This is a genomic window from Devosia sp., assembly GCF_036676215.1.
Lineage (GTDB): Bacteria > Pseudomonadota > Alphaproteobacteria > Rhizobiales > Devosiaceae > Devosia.
Map to the genome: position 1 here is coordinate 100,933 of NZ_JAKFDJ010000068.1, position 23,457 is coordinate 124,389.

At 63.7% G+C, this 23,457-nt stretch carries 20 protein-coding genes; 10 read left to right on the forward strand and 10 right to left on the reverse strand.

Annotated elements, in window-relative coordinates; all coding sequences use genetic code 11:
• The first annotated feature begins 10 nt into the window (after nucleotides 1-10).
• Entirely contained in the window at nucleotides 11-1,468 is a 1,458-nt protein-coding gene (locus V6M52_RS07045) for an NAD-dependent succinate-semialdehyde dehydrogenase (RefSeq protein WP_332700526.1), read from the forward strand.
• A 47-nt stretch (nucleotides 1,469-1,515) separates the two neighbouring features.
• On the opposite strand, the gene V6M52_RS07050 is transcribed toward V6M52_RS07045, so the two are convergent.
• Together V6M52_RS07050 and V6M52_RS07055 are read right to left on the reverse strand one after the other, a co-directional pair.
• Nucleotides 1,516-2,793: an NAD(P)/FAD-dependent oxidoreductase gene (locus V6M52_RS07050; protein WP_332700527.1), complete on the reverse strand. Its 1,278-nt coding sequence runs from the start codon at nucleotides 2,791-2,793 to the stop codon at nucleotides 1,516-1,518.
• Nucleotides 2,794-2,803: 10 nt separating this feature from the next.
• A complete protein-coding gene (locus V6M52_RS07055) occupies nucleotides 2,804-3,472 on the reverse strand; it encodes a haloacid dehalogenase type II (protein WP_332700528.1) in 669 nt (222 codons plus the stop codon).
• A gap of 187 nt (nucleotides 3,473-3,659) precedes the next feature.
• On the opposite strand from V6M52_RS07055, the gene V6M52_RS07060 reads away from it, so the two are divergent.
• From V6M52_RS07060 to V6M52_RS07085, 6 genes are all read left to right on the forward strand, one after another.
• Entirely contained in the window at nucleotides 3,660-4,496 is an 837-nt protein-coding gene (locus tag V6M52_RS07060; protein WP_332700529.1) for a GNAT family N-acetyltransferase, read from the forward strand.
• Between the two features lie 14 nt (nucleotides 4,497-4,510).
• On the forward strand, nucleotides 4,511-5,908 hold the full coding sequence (locus tag V6M52_RS07065) for an aspartate aminotransferase family protein (RefSeq protein WP_332688172.1): 1,398 nt from the start codon (nucleotides 4,511-4,513) through the stop codon (nucleotides 5,906-5,908).
• A 115-nt stretch (nucleotides 5,909-6,023) separates the two neighbouring features.
• Complete coding sequence (locus V6M52_RS07070) at nucleotides 6,024-7,622, forward strand: ABC transporter substrate-binding protein (RefSeq protein ID WP_332688171.1); 1,599 nt, start codon at nucleotides 6,024-6,026, stop codon at nucleotides 7,620-7,622.
• A 58-nt stretch (nucleotides 7,623-7,680) separates the two neighbouring features.
• Nucleotides 7,681-8,607, forward strand: coding sequence for an ABC transporter permease (locus tag V6M52_RS07075; RefSeq protein ID WP_442881828.1), 927 nt, complete (start codon nucleotides 7,681-7,683; stop codon nucleotides 8,605-8,607).
• A 3-nt stretch (nucleotides 8,608-8,610) separates the two neighbouring features.
• The gene (locus tag V6M52_RS07080) at nucleotides 8,611-9,432 is read left to right on the forward strand and encodes an ABC transporter permease (protein WP_332700531.1); all 822 of its coding nucleotides are present in this window, start codon (nucleotides 8,611-8,613) and stop codon (nucleotides 9,430-9,432) included.
• A gap of 1 nt (nucleotide 9,433) precedes the next feature.
• Nucleotides 9,434-11,089: an ABC transporter ATP-binding protein gene (locus V6M52_RS07085; RefSeq protein WP_332700532.1), complete on the forward strand. Its 1,656-nt coding sequence runs from the start codon at nucleotides 9,434-9,436 to the stop codon at nucleotides 11,087-11,089.
• Between the two features lie 58 nt (nucleotides 11,090-11,147).
• On the opposite strand, the gene V6M52_RS07090 is transcribed toward V6M52_RS07085, so the two are convergent.
• Nucleotides 11,148-11,624 carry an Lrp/AsnC family transcriptional regulator gene (locus V6M52_RS07090; RefSeq protein WP_332686597.1) on the reverse strand — a complete coding sequence of 159 codons (477 nt, stop codon included), beginning with the start codon at nucleotides 11,622-11,624 and terminating at the stop codon, nucleotides 11,148-11,150.
• Nucleotides 11,625-11,911: 287 nt separating this feature from the next.
• On the opposite strand from V6M52_RS07090, the gene V6M52_RS07095 reads away from it, so the two are divergent.
• Nucleotides 11,912-14,209: a Tex family protein gene (locus V6M52_RS07095; RefSeq protein WP_332700533.1), complete on the forward strand. Its 2,298-nt coding sequence runs from the start codon at nucleotides 11,912-11,914 to the stop codon at nucleotides 14,207-14,209.
• A gap of 83 nt (nucleotides 14,210-14,292) precedes the next feature.
• Here the strand turns inward: V6M52_RS07095 and V6M52_RS07100 are convergent, their stop codons facing one another.
• Nucleotides 14,293-15,405, reverse strand: a complete 1,113-nt coding sequence (locus V6M52_RS07100) for a hypothetical protein (protein ID WP_332700534.1) — start codon at nucleotides 15,403-15,405, stop codon at nucleotides 14,293-14,295.
• Between the two features lie 400 nt (nucleotides 15,406-15,805).
• Between V6M52_RS07100 and V6M52_RS07105 the strand changes: the two genes are divergently transcribed.
• Together V6M52_RS07105 and V6M52_RS07110 are read left to right on the forward strand one after the other, a co-directional pair.
• The gene (locus V6M52_RS07105) at nucleotides 15,806-16,333 is read left to right on the forward strand and encodes a c-type cytochrome (RefSeq protein ID WP_332700535.1); all 528 of its coding nucleotides are present in this window, start codon (nucleotides 15,806-15,808) and stop codon (nucleotides 16,331-16,333) included.
• A gap of 40 nt (nucleotides 16,334-16,373) precedes the next feature.
• Complete coding sequence (locus V6M52_RS07110) at nucleotides 16,374-16,994, forward strand: hypothetical protein (protein WP_332692639.1); 621 nt, start codon at nucleotides 16,374-16,376, stop codon at nucleotides 16,992-16,994.
• Here V6M52_RS07110 and V6M52_RS07115 read toward each other — a convergent pair.
• From V6M52_RS07115 to V6M52_RS07140, 6 genes are all read right to left on the reverse strand, one after another.
• Nucleotides 16,991-17,785 (reverse strand): substrate-binding periplasmic protein, encoded by a 795-nt coding sequence (locus tag V6M52_RS07115; protein ID WP_332700536.1) that lies wholly within the window; start codon nucleotides 17,783-17,785, stop codon nucleotides 16,991-16,993. The genes V6M52_RS07110 and V6M52_RS07115 overlap by 4 nt on opposite strands.
• Before the next feature lie 7 nt (nucleotides 17,786-17,792).
• Nucleotides 17,793-18,638 carry an ABC transporter permease gene (locus V6M52_RS07120; protein ID WP_332700537.1) on the reverse strand — a complete coding sequence of 282 codons (846 nt, stop codon included), beginning with the start codon at nucleotides 18,636-18,638 and terminating at the stop codon, nucleotides 17,793-17,795.
• The gene (locus V6M52_RS07125) at nucleotides 18,635-19,642 is read right to left on the reverse strand and encodes an ABC transporter ATP-binding protein (protein ID WP_332700538.1); all 1,008 of its coding nucleotides are present in this window, start codon (nucleotides 19,640-19,642) and stop codon (nucleotides 18,635-18,637) included. Before V6M52_RS07125 ends, V6M52_RS07120 begins: the two co-directional genes overlap by 4 nt.
• Nucleotides 19,642-20,511 (reverse strand): substrate-binding periplasmic protein, encoded by an 870-nt coding sequence (locus V6M52_RS07130; protein ID WP_332692651.1) that lies wholly within the window; start codon nucleotides 20,509-20,511, stop codon nucleotides 19,642-19,644. Before V6M52_RS07130 ends, V6M52_RS07125 begins: the two co-directional genes overlap by 1 nt.
• Before the next feature lie 80 nt (nucleotides 20,512-20,591).
• Complete coding sequence (locus tag V6M52_RS07135; protein WP_332692654.1) at nucleotides 20,592-22,244, reverse strand: pyrroloquinoline quinone-dependent dehydrogenase; 1,653 nt, start codon at nucleotides 22,242-22,244, stop codon at nucleotides 20,592-20,594.
• Between the two features lie 389 nt (nucleotides 22,245-22,633).
• Nucleotides 22,634-23,446, reverse strand: a complete 813-nt coding sequence (locus V6M52_RS07140; RefSeq protein ID WP_332692657.1) for an ABC transporter ATP-binding protein — start codon at nucleotides 23,444-23,446, stop codon at nucleotides 22,634-22,636.
• Nucleotides 23,447-23,457 lie beyond the last annotated feature (11 nt).

A 23,457-nucleotide genomic window follows, 5' to 3' on the forward strand; every position in this document is an offset into this window, starting at 1 on the left:
GAGAATGACAATGGAAGCTCTGAACGACCCCGAACTGTTCCGCCAGCAGGCGCTGATCGGCGGGGAATGGCTTGTCGCGGAATCGGGCAAGACCGTTGCGGTCACCGACCCGGCGAGCGGGCAAACGATCGGGACCATCCCCGATCTCGGTCGCGACGAAACGCGCCGGGCCATCGAAGCTGCCGAGAGCGCCTTTGCAAGCTTCCGGCGCACCACCAATGCCGAGCGCGCAGCAATGCTCGAAGCCTGGTACGATCTGATCCTCGCCAACAAGGAAGACCTTGCCCGCATCATGACGCTGGAGCAGGGCAAGCCCCTGGCCGAAGCGCGTGGCGAGATCGTCTACACGGCCTCGTTCGTCAAATGGTACGCCGAAGAAGCCCGGCGCATCGGCGGGACGACCATTCCCGCGCCACAGCGCGATCGACGCATTCTGGTGCTCAAGGAACCGGTCGGCGTTGCGGCGGTCATCACGCCGTGGAACTTCCCGGCCGCCATGATCACTCGCAAGGTTGCTCCGGCCATAGCCGCCGGCTGCACCACGGTGATCAAGCCTTCCGAGTTCACGCCCTATTCCGCCCTCGCGCTGGCGGTCTTGGCCGAGCGGGCGGGAATCCCCGCCGGCGTGATCAACGTCGTCACCGGTTTGCCGGCCGAAATCGGCACGGAACTGACCGGCAACGGCGCCGTCCGCAAAATCTCCTTCACCGGCTCCACACGGGTCGGGGCGTTGCTGATGCGACAGGCCTCCGACAGCATCAAGAAGCTCAGCCTCGAACTCGGCGGCAACGCGCCTTTCATTGTCTTTGATGACGCTGATATCGACATGGCGGTCGAAGGCGTCGTCGCCTCCAAGTTCCGCAATGGCGGTCAGACCTGTGTGTGCGCGAACCGGATCCTGGTGCAGAACGGCATTTACGACAGCTTCGCGCAAAAGCTCGCCGAACGCGTTTCCGCTCTTAAGGTCGGCGCAGGGTTCGATGAAGGCACCCAGATCGGTCCGATGATCAACCGGGCCGCTGTCGACAAGATCGAGCGTCACATCGAGGACGCGCTCGCCAAGGGTGCGCGTGTGCTCGGCACTCGCCCCACCTTGCCAAAGGGTGACCAATACGCGTCCCCGGTTGTGCTGGGCGATGCCACCACGGACATGCTCCTGGCGAACGAGGAAACCTTCGGTCCGGTCGCCCCCCTCTTCCGGTTCAACACCGACGCGGAGGCAATCGAGATTGCCAATGCGACGCCGTTTGGCCTAGCCGCCTACTTCTACACCCAGAGCCTGAAACGCGCCTGGAGCGTTGGCGAGGCGCTGGAATTTGGCATGGTCGGGCTGAATACGGGGCTGATCTCGACCGAGGTCGCGCCATTCGGTGGTGTCAAGCAATCCGGCGTGGGCCGCGAAGGCGGGCAGGCCGGTATCGAGGAATATCTCGAGATGAAGAGCTTCCACATCGCGGGCCTGGACTGACACAGGCCTTGCCGGGCCGCTCCACGCGGCCCGGCAACACAATGGTCTTATCGGATCTTGTCCTGAAGCCGGTACCAGAGGCCGACCGCCGGCAGAAACCAGGGCGTCCCGGAATAGAGGGGAAGCGCGGGCCAGGCCAGTCCCCGGAACGGATTGCGGTCCTCGCGACCCAGCAGAATGTCGGCCATTACCTCGCCCATATGGACCGACATATGCGTGCCGTGCCCCGAATAGCCCATAGCGTAGTGGAGCCCATCGAGCATGCCCGCCCTTGGGTAACGGTCCTGGGTCATGTCGACCAGGCCGCCCCAGCAGTAGTCGATCCCAACATCGGCGAGGTGGGGGAAAATGCGCGCCAGGCTTGCCTGCAGGACGGCGCCGCTCTTGGCATCCGAGCGTTGGTCCACCCGAGCGGAGAAACGGGCCCGCCCGCCAAAGATCAAGCGCCTGTCGGGCGAGAGACGGAAATAGTTGCCGATATTCATGGACGTGACATAGGTGCGATCGCCAGGCACCGTTGCCTCAACCTCGGCTTGGGTCAGCGGCCGCGTCGCGATGAGAAAGCTGCCCACCGGGATGATGCGGCGGCGTAGTGCCGCGAACGGCCCGGACGTATAGGCGCCCGTTGCAATGAGAACCTGGTCGGCCAGCACCGCGCCGCGGGCCGTGGTCAGGCGATGCCGTCCCGCCTCGCGGGTGCGCGCGATCACGGCCGCGTCCTCGAAGATAACGGCTCCGGCGCGCTTGGCCGTGTCGGCGAGGCCAGTGACAAAGCGGCCCATATGCATCATCGCCGCCTTGCGCGAGAGCATGGCGCCATGGAAGCCCGGCGATCCGATCTCGCCTTTCAGTTCGTCGGCGCCAAGGAGCGCCGTCTCGGGGTCGGCCTCGGCATTGAGGGCAACGAAATTGCGCGCAATACTGTCGAAATGCTCGCGTTTTGACGCGAGTTTCAGTTTGCCACACCGGCGGAAGGCGCAGTCGATGCCTTCCTCGGTGACCAGCCTTTCGACCGTGTCGACAGCGTCGTCGAAGGCCCGATAGAGCGCGACGGCTTTGTCGGTGCCGAACTCGGCCTTGGCCGCCAGATAGCTGTGGGCAAGGCCGTTATTGATGTGCCCGCCGTTGCGGCCCGAGGCGCCGCCACCGACCCGGCCGGCCTCGAGTACGACGACGGTGGCGCCACCCTTGGCCAAGCGACGGGCGGCCGCCAAACCGGTGAAACCGCCCCCTATTATCGCGACGTCAAACCGTCCCTCGACCGGCCCCTTGCGGGGACTGTCGAAGGGCGTCGCGCTGTCCTGCCAGTACGAAACAAAGCGCATGATGTCAGCTCTAGATGCCGAACACGCCGGGAAGGCCCGAGACGTCGGCGATTTCTTCGTACTCGTAGTAGGGATTCGCCGGCTCGTGGCGGCGGTTTACCCAGACCTTGCTCTTTATTCCCAGATCATAGGCCGACATCAGGTCGTAGCGGAATGAGGAGGACACGTGGGTGATGTCCTGCGGGCCACAGCCGAGCATGTCAAACATGTATTCGAACGCGTGGAAATGCGGCTTGTATGCGCCGGCCTGTTCGGCCGTGTAGACGGCGTGGAACGGTGCGCCGAGCTTTTCCACGTTGGATGGAATCTGGACGTTCATTGCGTTCGAGAGGATAACCAGGGGGATCTCCTTGGCGAGCTTTGCCAGGCCCGCCGGTACATCCAGATGCGGTCCCCAAGTTGGCACGCGGTTGTAAACCATCTGCGCGTCTTCGGGACGGAACGGCACATTGTTGCGCCGGCACGTCCGCTCCAGGGCGTTATGCACAACCTCGGCATAGGGCTTCCATGCCTGCATCACCTCGTCGAGGCGGTAGGCCGAGAAATTCCTGATGAACTCGTTCATGCCCGGCGCGTCGAGAAGATGGGCATAGAGGTCCGTGGCGGCTTCGGCCATCTGGAAATTGATGAGCGTGCCGTAGCAATCGAAGGTGACGTATTTGGGTCGGAAGCGGCTCATTACTCTGAATCCTTTCAGGTTGCCTACCTGCACCTGAGCGTAGCCGCGACGCCAAGGCAGAATGTGCCGCAATTGGCGGGCATTCAGCAGATTGGCATGACCGCCACCAGCAAGACCGGCACGACCTTCCGCATGCCGGGGGGTACCGTGAAGCAGATGCCAGTGCCAGCAAAGGCGAAGCAAGACCGTGCAAACCGATATCATCGAATTGGCGCCCTTTGAGGCGCGTCATCTTGAGGAGGCCGTCGCATTGTCACATGCGGCCGGCTGGCCGCACCGGAAGAAAGACTGGGCAATGGTCTGGGCCTTGAGCGAGGGCCGCGTGGCCCTTGCCGGCGACCGCGTCGTGGGCACGGCCATGATGACACCATTCGGCGAGACCTGCGCGACCGTCAACCTCATCATCGTCGACCAGAAGATGCGCGGTCGCGGCTTGGGCCGCCGGCTGACGACAGCGGCGATCGACCTTGCTGACGATCGCGAATGCCGGCTCGTTGCAACCACGGACGGCCTGCCGGTCTATGAGAAACTGGGCTTTCGGAGAACGCATGAAATTCGCCAGCACCAGGGTCTGGTGGCGCCGATCCAGGCGCCACGCGATGTCGAATGGGCCGATGGCAAAGATCTCAAGTCGCTGGTCGATCTCGACGCTGCGGCCTTCGCTGCTGATCGGGGCGACCTTTTCGCCGTTCTGGCTAGTGAAGGGCAGTTCGCTGTTATTCGGGACCAGGGCCGCATCGTTGCCTTTGCCGCCGTCAGGCCATTTGGCAGGGGCGAGGTCGTTGGCCCGGCCGTGGGTCAAAACGAGGATCAGGCTCGCGCGCTGATCTCTTTTATCCTCGCCTCCCGAAAAGACCAGTTCGTGCGCATCGACGTCGCCGGGCAGAACGACCTTTCCCCCTGGCTCGAAAGCCTGGGGCTCGGTGCGGTGGACGGCGGCATAGCGATGACCCGCGGCGGACCCGGACAACGAGAGCCCGCAACAGTTCAAACCTTCGCCTTGGCCAGCCAGGCACTCGGCTGAACAGAGGAATTATGATGTACGCCAACTCTCTCGTCGAACTCGACAGGGCCCACCTCATCCACCCCGTAGCGTCCTGGCGGGGACACGAAAAGGCGGGCGTGCGATTGCTTGCCTCAGCCAAGGGTGCAACCGTCACCGACGCTACGGGACGCACCCTTGTCGACGGGTTTTCCGGGCTGTGGTGCGTCAATGCCGGCTACGGTCATGAGAGCATCGTCGAGGCGGCGAGCCGCCAAATGCGCGAACTGCCGTACGCTACGGGCTATTTCGGGCTGGGAAGCGAGCCGGCAGTGCGTCTGGCTGCAGCACTCGCAGAGCGGTCGCCGGGCGACCTCAATCACGTCTATTTCACCCTGGGGGGTTCGGACGCGATCGATTCCTGCGTGCGCTTCATCCGCTACTATTTCAACGCCAAAGGCGAACCGGATCGGGACCAGTTCATTTCGCTCGAACAGGGCTACCACGGCTCGTCAACGGTTGGCGCCGGCCTCACCGCCCTACCCGCGTTTCATCAGGGCTTCGGGCTGCCTTTCCCGTGGCAGCACAAGATTGCGTCGCACTATCCCTATCGCAACCCAGCCGGCACGGACGACGCGACCGTCATTGCGACTTCGGTCGCGGCGCTGCGAACCAAGGTGGCCGAGATTGGCCCCGAGCGGGTGGCTGCCTTTTTCGCCGAGCCCATTCAAGGCTCGGGTGGCGTGATTGTTCCGCCGCGCGGCTGGATGAAGGCCATGCGTGACACCTGCAGCCAGCTCGGCATCCTGTTCGTCGCCGACGAGGTCATCACTGGCTTCGGGCGCACGGGCCCCCTGTTTGCCTGCGCCGAGGACGACGTGGTCCCCGACCTCTTGACCGTGGCCAAGGGTCTGACCTCGGGCTATGTCCCCATGGGGGCGGTGTTCCTCACCGACCATGTCTATGACACTATCGCCGACGGCGCGGGTCGTTCGGCAGTCGGCCACGGCTTTACTTATTCCGCTCACCCAGTCAGCGCTGCCGTCGGCCTGGAAGTCCTGCGCCTCTACGAAGAGGGCGGCCTGCTTGAAAATGGTCGCGTCATGGGTGCTCGCCTGATGGACGGACTGAACAGCCTGCGCGACCACCCGCTGGTGGGCGACGTGCGGGGCCGCGGCATGCTCGCGGCGATCGAGCTCGTCACCGACAAGGAGATGAAGACGCCCCTGCCCGCCGCTGCGGACCCGAGCCGTCGCATCTTCGACAGGGCCTGGGATAATGGCCTTGTCGTGCGTGCTTTTGCTCAGGGGGCCATCGGTTATGCGCCCCCGCTGTGCTGCACGCCGGAGGAGATCGACGCCATCGTCGACAAGACGCGCCGCGTTCTCGACCTCACGCTCGAGGACGCCGATGTGCGCGCAGCGATGCGGCAGGTGTCACGATATGCCGTCTAGCGTGACAATTCACCACATTCTGCCGGCATCGGCGCCCGCTTCGGTGCGCAAATCCGGCGGGCACGGATCAGGATATGTTGTCCATCAGGGCAGTTAGCAAGCAGGGAGCAGAAACATGGATAAGTGGAACGGCCGCGACAGCGACCAAGTCGCAAGAATGATCCGACACGGCGTAAGCAGGCGCGACATGCTCCGCATGCTGACGGCCGGCGGCCTGGCCTTGACGTCCGCGGGGGCGCTGTTCGCAAGCGCCAGCCGCGCGCTCGCTCAGGAGCCGTTGAGGGGCGGCTCCATCCGCGTGGCCGGCATTACCTCGTCCAATGCCGACACGCTCGATCCTGCCAAGGGATCAAATCAGGCCGACTATGTGCGTGCCTGCGCGTTCTACAACCGCCTGACGGTCCTGGACGGCAGCGGGTTGCCGCAGAGCGAGCTGGCTGAAAGCGTCGAAAGCGACGACGCCCAGACTTGGACCATCAAGCTCAAGAGCGGCGTGACCTTCCACGACGGCAAATCGCTGACCTCGGCCGACGTCGTCTATTCGCTCAAGCGGCACCTTGATGAGGCCGTCGGTTCCAAGGTGAACTCGATGGCCAAGCAGATGACGGCCATCCAGGCGGTCGACGACCTGACGGTCGAGATCGGCCTCGAAGCGCCAAATGCCGACCTGCCCACCATTCTGGCTTTGCATCATTTCATGATCGTGGCCGACGGCACCACCGACTTTGCCAAGGCAAACGGTACCGGCCCCTTCATCTGCGAAGTGTTCGAACCCGGCGTACGCTCGGTTGGCGTCAGGAACCCGAACTACTTCAAGGAAGGCAAGCCGTATCTGGACTCGTTCGAGTTCTTCGGCATCCCTGATGACTCGGCACGCGTCAACGCGCTGCTTTCCGGCGACATTCAACTCGCCTCGGCCGTGAAGCCCCAGTACATGCGCATGATTGATAACAATCCAGACGTCACGCTGGTGCGCACCAATGCGGGGCTTTATACCAACCTCAATATCCGTCTTGATCTCGATCCCGGTGCAAAAGCCGGGTTTGCCGAAGGCGTCAAGCACCTGCTCAACCGGGAACTGATCGTAAACTCGATCCTGCAGGGCACCGGCGAAGTCGGCAACGATCAGCCCATCCCGCCGTCGAGCTTCTACTACAACGCCGATCTGGCTCCCAAGCCATTCGACCCTGACCGGGCCAGGTTCCTGTTCGAGCAGGCTGGACTGCTTGGCCAGAACATTCCTATCGTAGCCTCGGACGCCGCCAGCCTGTCGGTGGAAATGGCCACCGTCCTGCAGCAGGCCGGCGCCGAGATCGGCATGAACTTCGAAATCCAGCGCGTGCCTTCGGACGGTTACTGGTCGAACTACTGGCTCAAGTCGCCGGTTCATTTCGGCAACATCAACCCGCGTCCGACCCCGGACGCGTATTTCTCGCTCCTCTATGCGTCCGACGCGCCCTGGAACGAGAGCCAGTACAAGTCCGAAACCTTTGACAAAATGCTGCTCGAAGCCCGCGGCCTGCTCGATCGTGAGCGCCGGAAGGAAATCTACCACGAAATGCAGGCCATGGTTGCCAATGAGGCAGGCACGATCATCCCTGCACGTCTTGGTGTGGTTGACGCCGCTGCCTCCAAGCTCAAGGGGCTCGAACCGAACCCGCTCGGCGGTATGATGGGCTATACTTTTGCCGAGCATGTCTGGCTGGAAGCCTAAGCGGCCCAGCCGCTGTCAAAGGGGACGCTCCATGAGAACAACATTACCTAGACTTCTGATGGAGCGTCTCGCAATCGGCCTGGTGACATTGTTGATCGTCGCCATTGTGGTCTTCAGCGCAACGGCGCTGTTGCCCGGCGACGTGGCCGAGGTGCTGCTCGGCCAGGCGGCCACACCCGAGGCCGTGGCGGGGCTAAGGACGGCGATGCACCTGGACGACCCGGCGCCGATCCGCTTCGTTTACTGGCTGCTGGGCCTGCTGCGGGGGGACCTCGGTCAGTCCTATGTCAACAACCTGCCTATTGCCGAGCTGATCGGTTCGCGGCTGCCCAACACGCTCAAGCTGGCAGGCATCACCGCGGCCATCGCCGTGCCCCTCTCGCTCTTTCTGGGCATCACGGCCGCTGTCGCCCGCGGCAAGGCATATGACCGCGTCGTGAGCATCATGACCGTCGGGGTGATTTCGGTCCCCGAATTCATGACGGCAACCCTGGCCGTGCTGGTCTTTTCGGTATGGCTTGGGTGGTTGCCCGCCCTGTCGCATCTCAGCAATGTCGACAGCTTCGGCGGCCTACTCCGCGCCTATGCCATGCCGGTTATCACGCTGACCTTTGTCATCTCGGCGCAAATGATCCGCATGACGCGCGCCAGCGTGATCGAAACGCTAGACTCTCCCTATATCGAAATGGCCCGGCTCAAAGGTGCTTCGCCCACGCGCGTCATCCTTCGGCACGCCCTGCCCAATGCGCTCGGCCCAATCGTGAACGCCATAGCGTTGTCGCTCTCCTATCTGCTCGGCGGCGTCATCATCGTTGAAACCATCTTCAACTATCCCGGTATTGCCCGGCTCATGGTGGACGCGGTCGCAACGCGCGACCTTCCGCTCATCCAGAGTTGCGCCATGATTTTCTGTGTCGGTTACCTATTGTTGGTAACGCTGGCCGACATCGTGGCGCTGATGGCAAACCCGAAATTGCGAGCCTAAGCCATGACCATGCTCGGATATCGCTTCCCCCTGATTGGCCTGGTTGGATTTGCCTTCCTCATCGTTTGGGCGCTGATCGCTATCGCCGCGCCGTTTCTGGTGCCCTATGGCGTCGGCGAGATCGTGGACTTCAGCATCTTCACCACGTCGTCGGACCGCTTCCTGCTTGGCACGGACTATCTCGGACGCGACGTGCTGTCGCGCATTCTCATGGGGGCCCGCGTTACCATCGGCATCTCACTGGCCGCCGTCACGCTGGCCGTGGTTGCCGGTGTGGGCCTGGGCATGATGGCCGCCCTCATTGGCGGCTGGCTGGACACTGCGATGAGCCGCTTCTTTGACGCGCTGAGTTCTATTCCCAGCAAGCTTTTCGGGCTCGTCGCGGTGGCTGGCGGCGGGTCTTCCATTCCGATGCTTATAGTCATCCTGGCCGTGATCTATACACCCGGTGCCTACCGCTTTGCCCGGTCCCTCGCCGTCAACATCAACGCCATGGACTATGTCACGGTGGCCCGGCTGCGCGGCGAGAACCTGTTCTATCTGGCACGCGCGGAGATTCTTCCCAACATATTGGGACCGGTGTTGACCGATTTCGGCCTGCGGTTCGTGTTCGTGGTATTGCTGTTGTCTGGGCTCTCGTTCCTTGGGCTCGGCGTCCAGCCACCGTTGGCAGATTGGGGCGCGCTGGTGCGAGAAAATATAGGCGGCCTCGCCTTCGCGGCACCAGCCGTGATCATGCCCTCCATCGCTATCGCGAGCCTCACGATCGCGGTCAACATTGCCATCGACAACCTGCCACGCAAAATCCGCGATCGGGGGGTCTGAAATGACCGATCTAGTCAGCGTTCGAAATCTCACGGTCGATGCCACCAGCGATGCAGGCCGACACATCGAGATCATCAAAGGCGTCAGCTTTGACGTCGCGGAGGGCGAAATCGTCTCCCTCATCGGCGAGAGCGGTTCAGGAAAGTCGACGATCGCCCTGAGCTTGATGGGATATGCCCGCTCGGGCTGTCGCATCGCCGGCGGCACGGTCATGGTGGACGGGCGTGACATGGTCACGCTGAGCGAACGGGCCCGGCAGAGCATACGGGGTGCCGTGGTCTCCTATATTCCGCAGAGTGCGGCAGCAGCATTCAACCCTGCGCATACAATTCTCACCCAGGTGGTGGAGACGGCCCTTATCCACGGCCTGATGACTGAGGCGGAGGCACAGGCCCGCGCGGTAGAGCTATTCGGCGCCCTCGCACTGCCTGACCCGGAAAAAATCGGCCTGCGCTACCCTCACCAGGTCTCCGGTGGGCAGTTGCAGCGCCTCGCTGCGGCCATGGCGCTCATCACCCATCCCAAGCTCGTCATCTTTGACGAACCGACTACGGCTCTCGACGTGACGACGCAGGTGGACGTGTTGCGCGCGTTCAAAGCCGTTATGCGCGAGCGCGGTATTGCCGGGGTCTATGTCTCGCATGATCTCGCGGTCGTCGCACAGGTTGCCGACCGCATACTGGTCCTTCGCAACGGCGCGGTACAGGAAGAGGGCGCGACCGAGCAGATCCTGTCAGACGCGCAGCATCCTTATACGCGCCAACTGCTGGCCGCCTTTCACCCCGCTCCGCGCGCTGCCGATCCGGCAAAGGCGCAAGCCGTGATCGAACCACCCTTGCTCGAGGTTTCGGACCTCGTCGTGGGCTACGGAAGGATCGAGGCGGACGGTCTGCCGCAAGTTACGGCGGTCAAGCATGTGAGCCTGCAGCTTGAGAAGGGCCGAAACCTGGGCATTATCGGCGAGTCCGGTTCCGGGAAATCGACCCTGGCACGGGCGGTCGCCGGCCTTCTACCTCCTTTGTCAGGTACGATCGGCTTTAACGGACGCGCTCTTGCGCCCCTCAGCAGGAACCGCAGCCTGCAAGATCTGCGCGACGTGCAGATCGTGTTCCAATCTGCGGATACCTCCCTCAACCCCGCTCATAGTGTGCGCGACATTCTCGGGCGCCCGCTGGCGTTTTTCCATGGCCTGACCGGGGTCGCGCAGGACGCCCGCGTCGATCAGTTGCTCGACATGGTTCAGTTGACTCGATCGCTCGGCGACAGGCGGCCCAGTGAATTGTCAGGTGGACAGAAACAGCGCGTCAATCTGGCGCGCGCGCTTGCCGCCGAACCCAAACTCATCCTTTGCGATGAAGTGACCTCGGCGCTCGACACGGTGGTCGCCGCCGCGATAATCGAGCTACTCAAAGAATTGCAGCGCGAGCTTGGCCTGTCTTACCTCTTCATCAGTCACGACCTGGCCACTGTCCGCGCGATCTGTGACGAGGCGGCCGTCATGCACTGGGGCGAAAAGGTCGAGCAGCTCACGCCTCAGGGCATGGCCGCCGGGGGCAGCCATCCCTACACCCGCCTCCTATTTTCCTCGGTACCCAAGCTTGATCCGACCTGGCTCGACAGCTTCGATCGGAAACCGGAACAGGCGATGGCCGGCTGAGAGCGTACTTGCGCATCACGGCGCGGACTGACCGACAGACGTCGGCGCAGCCTACAACCTATTCGCCAAACAGGCCCGCAAGGGGAAGGTGGCGCCGGTTTATCGGTGACTTAAGCACCACATAGCTGAAGTATTTGTCGATGCCGATATCCATGTCGGTCAATCGTTCCATGATTTCCTGGTATTCCGAAATGCCGCGAGCCACGAACTTGAGCAGATAATCGTAGCCGCCCGAGACGAGGTGGCATTCGATGACATTGTCGATCTTGCTGATCGCGGCCAGGAACCGCGCGAAATCGGTCTGACGATGGTTCTTGAGCGTTACTTCGGTAAAGACGGTCAGCATCTCCCCGAGCCGCGCGAGGTCAATATGGGCCGAATAGCCGACAATATATCCCTCGTCCTGCAACCTCTTCGTCCGCGTTAGGCATGGACTCGGTGATAGATGCACGCGCTCGGCCAATTCGACATTGGTCACCCGCCCGTTCTTCTGCAGCTCGGCCAGAATGTTGATGTCGATGCGGTCAAGCTTCATAAGCCGGCTCCTCCAGGAGGCAGAAGTACTCCGAGGAGCCTCGGTGTCAAGCTCTGGAAACGGCGCTATCGCCCGCTGGGCTGCCCATCCGTTTCCATGGCAAAAGTGCCAGCCGCGGCGTGCCGACTGCGCGCATGGTCTCGTCGGACGCGGCACAGCATACTCCGATCTCGCTGCGGGCACTAAGCCCGCCGCCATTCTCACAAATGAGGAAATCGTCCCGCATTGGGTGTGACCTTCGGCCCGAGGAGACTATGGTCGCGCCAGCCGAACCAAGAAGTAGATTCATGTCCGAACTCGACACCCGCATCGCCGCCCAGATCGCCACCGAAGTCGCCGCCCGCCCCGATCAGGTGCGCGCCGCCGTGGAACTGCTCGATGGCGGGGCAACGGTGCCGTTCATCGCGCGCTACCGCAAGGAAGTGACCGGCGGGCTGGATGATACGCAGTTGCGCCTGTTGGCCGAGCGGCTGACCTATCTGCGCGAACTGGAATCCCGCCGCGCTGCGATCCTCAAATCCATCGACGAGCAGGGCAAGCTCACCAGCGAGCTGACCGCCTCCATCATCGGCGCTGCCACCAAGGCCGAGCTCGAAGACCTCTATCTGCCATTCAAACCCAAGCGCCGCACCAAGGCCGAGATCGCCCGCGAGCGCGGCCTGGGCCCGCTGGCCGAAGCCATCCTTGCCAATCGCGGCGCCGATCCCGTGCTGCTCGCCGAAGGCTACATTACCGAAGAGGTGCCTGGCACCAGGGAAGCGCTTGAAGGCGCCCGCGACATCGTCATCGAGGGCCTGTCGGAAAACGCCGCCCTGCTCGGCCAGCTCCGCGCCTATATGCGCGACAAGGCCATGCTCAGTGCCAAGGTGCTCAAGGGCAAGGAAGACGCTGGCGCCAAATTTTCCGACTACTTCGCCCATTCCGAACGCTGGAACAAGGTCGCCGGCCACCGCGCCCTCGCCATGATGCGCGGCCGCGACGAGGACTTCCTCAGCCTCGATATCGAGGTGGATGCCGACGTCACCGACCCGATCAAACCCGCCGAGCGCTTCGTCGCTGCTGCGCTCAATGCGCAGGGCAATGGCGCAGGCGACAAATGGCTCCGCGAAGTAGCTGGCTGGGCCTGGCGCACGCGCCTGCGTGTCACGCTCTCCATCGACCTGATGGTCGAGTTGCGCGAGCGGGCCGAAGTCGAGGCCATCGGCGTCTTCGCCCGCAATCTCAAGGACTTGCTGCTGGCCGCCCCCGCCGGCGCCCGCGCCACTATGGGGCTCGATCCCGGCATCCGCACCGGCGTCAAGGTTGCGGTCATCGACGCCACCGGTAAGGTTCTCGATACCGAAACCATCTACCCCTTCCCGCCCCGCAACGACGTGATGGGCTCGCAGGCCGCCATTCAGGCGCTGATCAAAAAGCACGGCGTACAGCTCATCGCCATCGGCAATGGCACCGGCAGCCGCGAGACCGAAAAGCTGGTCGCCGACCTCATCGAGCGCCTGCCCGCCCCCAAACCGACCAAGGTCATCGTCTCGGAGGCCGGGGCCTCGGTCTATTCCGCGTCTGCGCTGGCCGCGGCCGAGTTCCCCAATCTCGACGTGTCCCTCCGTGGCGCTGTTTCCATCGCCCGCCGTTTGCAGGACCCACTGGCCGAACTGGTCAAGATTGAGCCCAAGGCGATCGGCGTTGGCCAGTATCAGCACGACCTCGACCAATACCGCCTTGGTCGCTCGCTCGACGCCGTGGTCGAAGACGCGGTCAACGCCGTGGGCGTCGACCTCAACACCGCCTCGGCCCCGCTGCTCGCGCGTATCTCGGGCCTTGGCCCGTCCGTCGCCGAAGCCATCGTCACGCACCGCGACGCCAATGGCCCGTTCCGCTCCCGCAAGGCACTGCTCGAGGTGCCGCGCCTCGGCCAACGCACCTTCGAGCAGAGCGCCGGGTTTCTGCGCATCACTGACGGCATCGAGCCGCTCGACGCGTCCTCGGTCCACCCTGAAGCCTATGGCGTGGCCCGCAGGATCGTCGCCGCCTGCGGCCGTGATCTCCGGACCATCATGGGCGACAAGTCTGCCCTGTCAGGACTTGATCCGAAGAGCTTCGTCGATGACCGCTTCGGCCTTCCGACTGCGCGCGACATCCTCTCGGAACTGGAAAAGCCGGGCCGCGACCCCCGCCCGGCCTTCAAGACCGCGACATTTGCCGAGGGCGTGGATGATATCAAACACCTCAAGCCCGGCATGATGCTGGAAGGCACCGTCACCAACGTCGCCGCCTTTGGTGCGTTCGTCGATATCGGCGTGCATCAGGACGGGCTGGTGCACGTCTCCCAGCTGGCCGACAAATTCGTCAAGGATCCCCACGAGGTCGTCAAGGCGGGCGACGTGGTCAAGGTTCGCGTCGTGGAAGTCGACGTGCCGCGCAAGCGCATCGGCCTCACCATGCGCAAGGAAATCGACACGACCGCCCCGCGTGAACGCCCCCGCGACCAGCCTCTCCGTGCCAACCAGCGCCCACCTCAGGAAGCCCCCCGCAGCACCGGCTCCCTGGGCGACATGCTCAACGAAGCCATGCGCAAGAAGACATAGCGCACAATGATGGTACTGCGAGGTACCCAGATAACTGGCCCACGTTGGCGGAGCTCGGTCTGATGGGCATATCCGCCTTGCGGCTACGGCGCTCGGTCGAACTGTAGGCCAGCCAGCACGCAGCCCTCAGCCTCACCGACCAGAAAAGCGCCACCAGTCTGGGAAATCGGGCAGGTCATGGGGAAGCTTGCATTGCCGACCGAACCTGTGGCTTCGGACATGACGAGTTCGGTGTCGCTCAGGGTATAACTTCCCTCTACGATTCGGCCGTCGTCACTGCTGAGCGTAAAGCGGTCGTCCTCGCCCAGGGTCAGCGACAAGCCCGACGCAGCGCCTCCGTCACTGGCCGTAAATCTGCCTATCCAGGCCGCGGAGTCCGCCGCCGATGTCGCCTGGCTGATGCGGGCTTCAAGTGCCGAAAGTTCGTCACCCCGCGCGGTCACGCTCGCTGCCAGTTCCTCGACCTGCGGCTGTAGCTCGTCACGCTGAGCCTGGTAGCCCTCGACATCCTTGGCCAGTTGCTCGCGGCGTGCATCCAGGTCGGCCACCTGCTGCTGCAGCGTCAGAACATCGGCCCCAGCGGTTTCGCTTTGCGCCGTGGCTTCAGCTGCCTGGTTCTGTACGGCGGCAAGCTCCTCGCGGGCCGATTGAAGCTGCGCCTGCGTATCGGCCAATGTAGATGTGGCGGTCGCCGCTTCTTCAGTCAGCTGAGCCGCCCGGGCGGTGGCTTCTGCCTCCTGATTGCGCACCTGTTCGAGACGAGCGCCGACGTCGGCGAATTGCTGATTGGCAGTTTCGATCTGGGTGGTCAGCTCTTGCTGCTGAGCCGCAAGGACGTCGGTTTCGGCGCGGGCATCGACCAATTGTTGCTCGATGGCTGCGGCATCGGCACGACGGGTTTCAAGGTCTTCAGTGGCTGTCGCCAGTTCGCCTTCGCGTTTGGCCAGTTCGGCATTGAGGTTGTCACGGGACGCCGAAACCGCAGCGAGATCTTGTTGAGCGGTGGCCAGCTGCGCAGCAATGTCGACCAGAGCGCCCTCGGTTGCTTCGCGCTCCTGAAGCTGCGCAGCGACGTCATCACGCTCCGTGGTCAGTGTTGCAATGGCCTGTTGCTGCCGGCCGCCCTGGCTTGCCGAGTTGATCCACACTGCAAACAAGGCGATCCAACCGGCCACGGCGATGATGAGGATGGTCAAGACGAGCGGTTCGCGCAGGCGCTTCGACAGGTCCGGCATGGCAGCGTGTCCTCAAGAGATTTTACAATCGGACAACGCATGCGCGTTGCCGTTGTTCCGAGGCTGAACAGAGCGTGAGGGCAGCATGACAGCCGAGTTGTCTCACTTGAGCTCGACCGGTCCCTGCAAGGGGTTGAAGTAGGAGTGACTACATGAGAGCGAGGCGACTGTAGCGAGACTCGCGCGACAGCAGGCCGGCCCCCACACCGTTGGCGGGGCGGGGCCGAACGGTGGCCCGTTCACAAAGAAGCGACAAGGAGACTATTGCAATATGGCCTGATGTCGGCTTCGCTTGGTCCATCGACCAAATACCGGCAAACTGTCGCTTTTCGGCGCTGCCATCGGGTTGGGAGGTCTTCCAATGAACAGAACACGAAGAATTGGGCTGTCTGGCGGCGCGGCGGTGATGGTCGCGGTTGGCTCCGCGCTCATCGCGGTATCGGGAACGGCGCCCGGGCTGGCAAATCCCGCGCTCCAAGCCGTACGGGTTCTGCCAGCGCCGCCATCGGAAAACCCTCTTCTGCTCGCCCAGGCCGAGGTGGCCCCGGTCCAGGCCCCGGTCTCCTACGCGGCCGATCAGGCCGATCGCGGCAAGCAGGATTACGAAGACAACTGTACCGAATGCCACGGCGAGGATCTCAATGGCGGGCTGCTGGGCGGGGCGCCGCTCAAAGGGCTGAGCTTTGAGGAGAAATATGCCAAGGGCGCGCCGGCCGGGATGTTGTTCGAGATCATGTCGGCCACCATGCCGCCCAACGCCCCGGGACGCTATTCTGCCAGCACCTATGCCGACCTGATGGCCTATATCCTCAAGCGGAACGGCTTCCGGCAGGGCGCGCCCCTGCCCTCCGACGTCGACGCGCTCTACGAGCTGATCATGGAGAAGTGAGCGGCGCGCCCGACAGCCGGCCCGGCGCGAGGAGGCGCACATGATTGGCGCGGAACTGACCATCCAACTGGTGGTGCTGCGCCTCTTTGCGGGGCTGATCATTGTCGCCGTACAGGGGGCGACGATCGCCGCCGCGGCAGTACTGCTTGGCGACAAGGGACCGCGCTATGACGGGCGGCTGACGCTGTTGCCTCTGGCACATCTCGACCTTCTGGGTCTGGTCTCCATCATGGTGTCGGGCCTGGGCTGGAGCAAGCCGGTCGCGATCGAGACCGCGCGGCTGCGGTTCGGGCGCTGGGGGCTGGTGATCGCCGCCTTGGCGGGCAGCGTGGCACTGCTGGTGGCCGGCTATCTGATCCTGCTGCTGATCATTCCACTGCTGACGCTGCTGCCCTATACTGCCGGGCTGACCGGGGCAGCCTTCGTGCGCGTCGCGGCGCGGCTTTGTGTCTGGATGGCACTGTTCTCCCTCTTGCCCGTGCCGCCGCTGGCCGGCGCTCACCTGCTGGCGGCGATCGGCATCCGCCTGCCTGCCTGGGTGGGCATCGTGATCGGGATTGGCCTGCTGGCTGCGTCGGCCTTCGGCATCACCAGGATGCTGCTGACGCCGGCATACGAGGTCGTCGCCCCGCTGGTCCTCGGGCTGGAGCTGGCCGGCTAGTCGATCGGGGCGGCGCCGTAGCGATCGAGAATGGCGGCGATGGTACCGTCGGCGGAAAGCTCGGCGAAGGCCTGGTCGATGGCGCCCTTGAGGGTCATGTCGCCTTTCCAGAGCCCGAAGACCAACTGGTAGCGCCCGAGCTCGGGTGGTGTCCACTGCACCGTCCAGCCGTTCTCCTCCGCAAGTTTGGTGGCCAGCATGGCCTCGGTCACCCCGGCGTCCAGCGTGCCGGCGGAAATGGCGAGGACCAGGGCGTCGGACGTGGTGAGCACACGCGCCGTGGCGCCCTCGGCGCGCAGGAAACGCGAGAGCCCTATGCGGTCGAGGCCCGAGACCAGCACCAGCGCGCCGACATCGAGGCCGGCAAGCGAGGTCAGCGGGACCGGCGAGATGATGGCCCAGCCGGTATCGGCATAGGGCGGACCGGTTTCGAGAAACGAGCGCGTCTGGACCGAGTTCACCACGCCGCCCGCGATCACCTGGCACTGGGCCCTGTTGAGGCCCCAGTTGCGTGGGTTGAAGTCGCGCCCCATGGCGCGGTTCTCGCTGAGCACCAGCGACACGCCGATGCGCCCGGCAACCTCGCGCAACAGCTCGATGTCGATACCGGGCCGTTCGGGATCGCCGGTGACCAGCGGCGGATAGGCAGGCGGAACGCAGGCCTTCAGCGTTGCGGCGGCACGCACCTCGGAAAGCGAGGTGTCCGGCGGCAGGAAGGTGACCGCCAAGAGCAGCACCAGGACCACGGCGATGCCCCCGAAATTGCGCAACAGGCCGCGGAAAAAAGCCATCGGCGCCTCAAGCCCGGTTGAAGTCGTAGAGCGCGATGGCGAACAGCACCACGCCGGAAACAGCCATCACCACGATCCCCATCCACGGGTCGAACTGGTTGTAGTCGATCAGCGCGCCGCGCAGAGAATCGACCGCGTAGGTCAGGGGATTCCATTCAACGATCGTGACCAGCCAGTCCGGATAGACCACCCTCGTCTGGGCCCGGGACAGGGACGGGTCGAGCGGAAAGATCGAGCTCGAGGTGAAATAGAGCGGCAGGATGACTGCGTTCGAGAAGATACCAAAACCCTCGAAGGTGCGGATGCGGTTGGCGATCACCACGCCAAGGGAGGTGAGCGCAAAGGCGAGCATCGCCATCAGCCCCAGCGCCGAGAGGATGTCGGTCCAGGTCAGCGCCACGCCGGCGAAGCGCGCCAGGATCAGAACGAGGCACCCGTGCAGCACCGCCACGGTGGCACCGCCCAGTATCTTGCCAAGCAGCACCGTGGCCCGTGACAGGGGCGAGACCAGGACTTCGCGCAGGAAGCCGAATTCGCGGTCCCAGATCACCGAGACGGCCGACTGCACCGAGGTGAACATGATGTTGAGCGCGACGACCGCGGGGAAAATGAACTGGAGATAGGTGAAGGGCACGACAAAGGTGGTCGCGCCATAAACCTCGCCGCGGAAGTAGGGATTGAGACCGATCCCCAGGATCAGCACCCACAGAATCGGGCGACTGAGTCCGCCGACCAGCTGGCCGCGGTCGCGCACCGCCCGCATGACTTCCCTCAGCCACAGTCCATACAGCCCGCCCAGTTGCACCAGCAGCCATGAGCGGCGGGAAGCAGGAGCTACATCGGTATCGCTCATCTGGTGTGTTCTCCTCCGTGACGACCGAAAGCCGCCGTACGCTCGTGGGCGCCAGCGCCCTGGTCGCGCAATTCGCGTCCGGTCAGCGACAGGAACACCGATTCAAGGCTTGGCACCTCGTTGGAAAGCGCGCGGATGCGGGTGCCGAATTCGGCCAGAAACGTCTCGACGAACGGATCGTCGGACTTGAGCACGATTTCTTCGCCGGTCTGATGGACCACCCGCTCGGCGAAGCGCCTCAGGATTTCGGCGCGATCGGCGTCAGCTCGCGGCAAGACCCTTAGCAGCTGCTGCCCATGGGCACGGCGCAAGGCGGCGGGCGTGTCGATAGCCAGCACCTTGCCATTGTCGATGATGCAGACCCGGTCGCAGCTCTCGACTTCCTCGATATAGTGGGTGGTGACCACCACGGTGAGCGCCCGGTCGGCCTGCAGGCGGCGGACATAGTTCCAGATGCGCTCGCGCGTCTGGGCGTCCAGTCCGACGGTGGGCTCGTCAAGAAGCATGATCTCGGAATCGTGGATCAGCGCACGGGCGATCTCGAGCCGCCGCTTCATGCCCGAGGACAGGCTGCGCACCGGCTTGTCGGCCCAGTCGGCAAGTTCGACGAGGGCCAGCATTTCCGCAATGCGTTGGCGGCGCAGGCGGCGCGGGACGCCGAAGACCAGGCCGTGCAGGTTGAGATTTTCCCGGACGGTCAGGCGGTCGTCAAGGCTGGGCTCCTGGAAGACGATGCCCAGCCGGCTGCGGGCCGCGAGCGGGGCGCGCACGACATCGTGGCCGGCCACCTCTGCACTGCCGCTGTCGGGCCGCAGGACGGTGCACAGGATGTGCAGGAGCGTCGTCTTGCCGGCACCATTGGGCCCGAGCAGGGCGAAAAGCTCGCGCCTGCCCACTTCGAAGCTAACCCCGTCCAGCGCCAGCGTGCGCCCGTAGCGCTTGGAAACGGCGTCGACGCGGATGGCGGGTTGAGGCAATGCCTGGGACGACGACAGGTCAGCCATTACGGGGCCGCCGTGGCAGGGAAATCGAAGTCATCGAGTATCGCGCCGATGGTCCCGTCGGCGGTGAGCGCCGCGACCGCCTCGTCGATGGCGCTGCGCAGGAAAGTCTCGTCGGACAGCAGCAGCGCGCCCACACCCAGGCTCGTGGGCGGCATTGGGTTGGAATCGATCGCGCGCAGGTCGGCATAGGAGGAGTCTGCGCGCTGCTTGGCCCACAGAACAGGGGCCCAGACGAGCGCGACGTCGACGGTGCCGTTGAGCAGCGACTCGAGGGCGAGGTCGTTGGTCCCCATGGGATAGGTCGGCCAGCGCTGCTCGGCCGGTAACGCGATCAGGTAGGAGACCAGCCGGACATGCGCCGAGGTGCCAATCGTCGCGCCGATCGGACGCCCGGGCGCCAGATCGGCGAGCGATCGGATGTCAGGGTCGGCGGTGACGAACACGTATTGCGTTTCATAATACGGCCGGGTCAGCGTGACCCAGTTGGCAAATCCCTCAGGGATCAGCTTGAAGCCCATATGCATGTCGCAGTGCTCCAGCATGAGCCCATAGACTCTGGTAATGTCCTCCTGGACGACGGCGCTTTCGACGACGTATCGGTGCGGCTCGAGCAGCAACGCCCCGGCAACGGCGTCGGCGATGGCGCCGGCGACCTCCCAGTCGGCGTCGCGTCGATCAACGCAATAACGAAGCTGGGATTCATCGAGCCGCCGGCCAAGGTTCCACTGACCGTGGGCGTAGGGCTTTTCGAAGAATTCGGGTTCGCCCTGGGCCGAGACCTGCCCCTGCGCCAGCAAAGCCAGCATGCATGCGAGCACAGCGGCCAGCAGGTGCCTCGTCAGCCGCGGGAATGGGAAAGCGATGCGCAAGATCGGACCTCACAAACGCACCGGGCGGACTGGAGATTTCCAGGTCCGCCCGGGCCGGTTTTCGGGATCAGCCTAACTAATCAATCGGGAAGCGCGAACACGTATACGGTCGCCGGGTTGTGGGTCGGAAGCTTGATGTCCGGCGTCAGCGATTGCAGGCGGCCCAGGCCGGAGGCCCAGTTCGCAACAATCGCAACATACTGCTTGCCGCCCGCCTCGTAGGAGATCGGGAAGGATTCGAGCGAATTGCTCATCTTGCCACTCTCCCAGAGGATATCACCGGTCTCGTCGTCGAAGGCGAGGAACTTGCGGTCAAGAGTGCCCACGAAGACCACGCCGCCGGCCGTTGGCAGGGTCGAACTGACGACCGGCGCATATTGCCGATGCGACCAGGTGGTCGACTGGTCGGACACTTTGACGGCGTCGACGCGGCCGTAATTGCCGTCGCTGTCCGGGGTCGGCACACGATCAAAGGTCGCCCGTCCGCCACTCGTGTAGATCTCGCCCGGATCGAGCGGCTGCGGGGTGGTGTTCGAGCAGAACTCAACCAGTGGCAGGTAGATCGTCTCAGTCTTGGGGCTGTAGGACGTGGCCTGCCAGGCCCGCCCGCCCGGGTCGGCCGGGCAGTTGAAGGTGGTCTGACCGATATGCGGAACGGTTTCGGGATTGATGGTCTTCTCGCCCGTTTCCTGGTTGATGGACAGCACCACGTTTTGCGGCACGGTTTCCTTGGCCCACAGCCACTCGCCGGTGTTCCGATTGAGCGCTTCGATGATGCCGAGCTTGCCGGTCGTCACCACCATGTCGTCGATGAGCAAGCGCTCATAGACGTAGTCGAGGTCGAGAGAGTCGGTCTTGAGGTACTGGTGGTACCACTTCAGCTCGCCGGTATTCGGGTCAAGGGCAAGCGTTGAGTCGGTGTAGAGTGCGTCGTTGCTGTCGTCCGGATCGGCGCTCTCGGGGAGTAGCCCGTTGATCTCGGCGATCCACGGATAGGGCTGGCCGACACCGGCGAAGACCAGGTTCTGCACTGGGTCATAGGAGCCAGTGATCCACGCCGAAGCGCCGTGCCGGCTTTCCAGCGGGATGCCGTTCCAGCTATTGCCCTCAGGCGTATCGCCGCGGGCGATGGTGTGGAAGCGCCACATTTCTGCGCCGGTGTCCGGGTCGTGCCCGGTGTAGAAACAGCCGCCGGGCTGGGCGTTGCTGCAGCTGGTCATGCCCTGGACAATGACGCCGTTGGCGACAATCGGGCCGCTGGAATAGGCGAAGCCTTTTTTGAAGTCGGCGACCTGCTTGTCCCATACCAACTGGCCGGTCTTGATATCGAGCGCAAGAATATGGGCGTCGCGGGTCGCGACGATCAGCTTGTCACCGTAGATCGCCTTGCTGCGCTCGCCATTGGGGTTCACCTCATCCGGCAGCTCGTACTGATACTCCCAGATCAGGTCCCCCGTGGCGGCGTCAAGCGCCTGGATAAGGTGAGTGGAATTCTGGATGAACATGATTCCGTCATGGACCAGCGGGGTTTCCTGCGTCCGTCCGCCCGGCGTCATGCCCCAGGACCAGACCAGCTCAAGGTCGCTGACGTTTTCCTTGTTGATCTCGTCCAGTGGGCTGTAGCCCCACCCATTATAGGTGCGACGCCACATCAGCCAGTCGCCGTCCGGCGGGTCCTGCAGCATCTCGTCGGTAACCGGCGTTATGGCGTCGATCGGGTTGTCTTGGGCCACGGCCGCTTGCATGGCAAATAATGATATCGACGAAGCGGCGATCGCAAGCAGTTTACGACTACCCGTCATAGTAGCCTCCCCTCAATTTGCTGTGACTAGCGCTAAGGCTCGATCGCATTTTTTTCGAAGAGGATTGAGCCGGCTCAATAATTGTACGCTAGCTTACTTTGACCGTAGACCCTTGCGCCGGGCACCGTCAACTGGACGCACCGCTCACATTTAGGCGAAGCCCACACGCCTCGTGTTCGCGGCCGAGGAACACTTGCTTTCGGCGAGCTTGACGCGGCCTATGGAAAACGCTTGCCTTGGCCTATCCTCGGGACAAAATCCGAGCCGGGGCTAGCAACAGGAAGGGCGCGTCCCGCGTCGCTCCGCCTTTCCTCGATACGTCACTGCGGGCGGTAGAAGTCGGATTGAGGATCGGCCAGCACGAGTTCGCGCATCCGCGATGAGAGGTAGGCGCGCAGCTTGATATAGCGCTCGTCCGCCCAGGCATTGTAAGCCCAGCGCGGGCGGTCGAGATCGACATCCAGCGTCTCGACAATTCGTCCCGGCCGGGGCCCCATGAGGACGATGCGGTCGGAGAGGATGATCGCCTCGTCCACGCTATGCGTCACGAAAAGCACGGTCGACTGCTGTTGGCTCCAGAGCCGCATGAGCTCCATCTGCATGAGTTCGCGGGTTTGCGCGTCTATGCTGGCAAAAGGCTCGTCCATGAGGAGGACACGCGGCTTCGTGACCAGGGCGCGCGCAATGGCAACGCGCTGCTTCATGCCGCCCGATAGCTCGTCCGGATAGGCATCCTTGAAGCGCGTGAGACCCACCGTCTCCAGCTGCTCCCGCGCCATTCTCGCCCGCTCCTCGCGCGAATGCCCCTGCTCGCCTAGAGGGAACTCGACATTGGCCTCAACCGTAAGCCAGGGAATCAGACGGAATGACTGGAATACGAAGCCCATGCCGGGGCCGGGCTTCGGCGACTCCCCATGAACGCGGATTGAGCCATGTTGCGGCTTGAGCAGACCGTCTACCAGCCGCAGCAGCGTGGTCTTGCCGCACCCCGAAGGCCCGAGCACGCTGACGAAGAGCCCGTCGGGCACCGATAGGTTGATGTCCTTGAGCGCAACGATCTCCTGCTTCAGGCGGGCGGAGCGGAAGGAAACACCTACGCCGCGAAGGTCTATGGCGGCGACGGGAGAAGGCAATTGATCTGGAA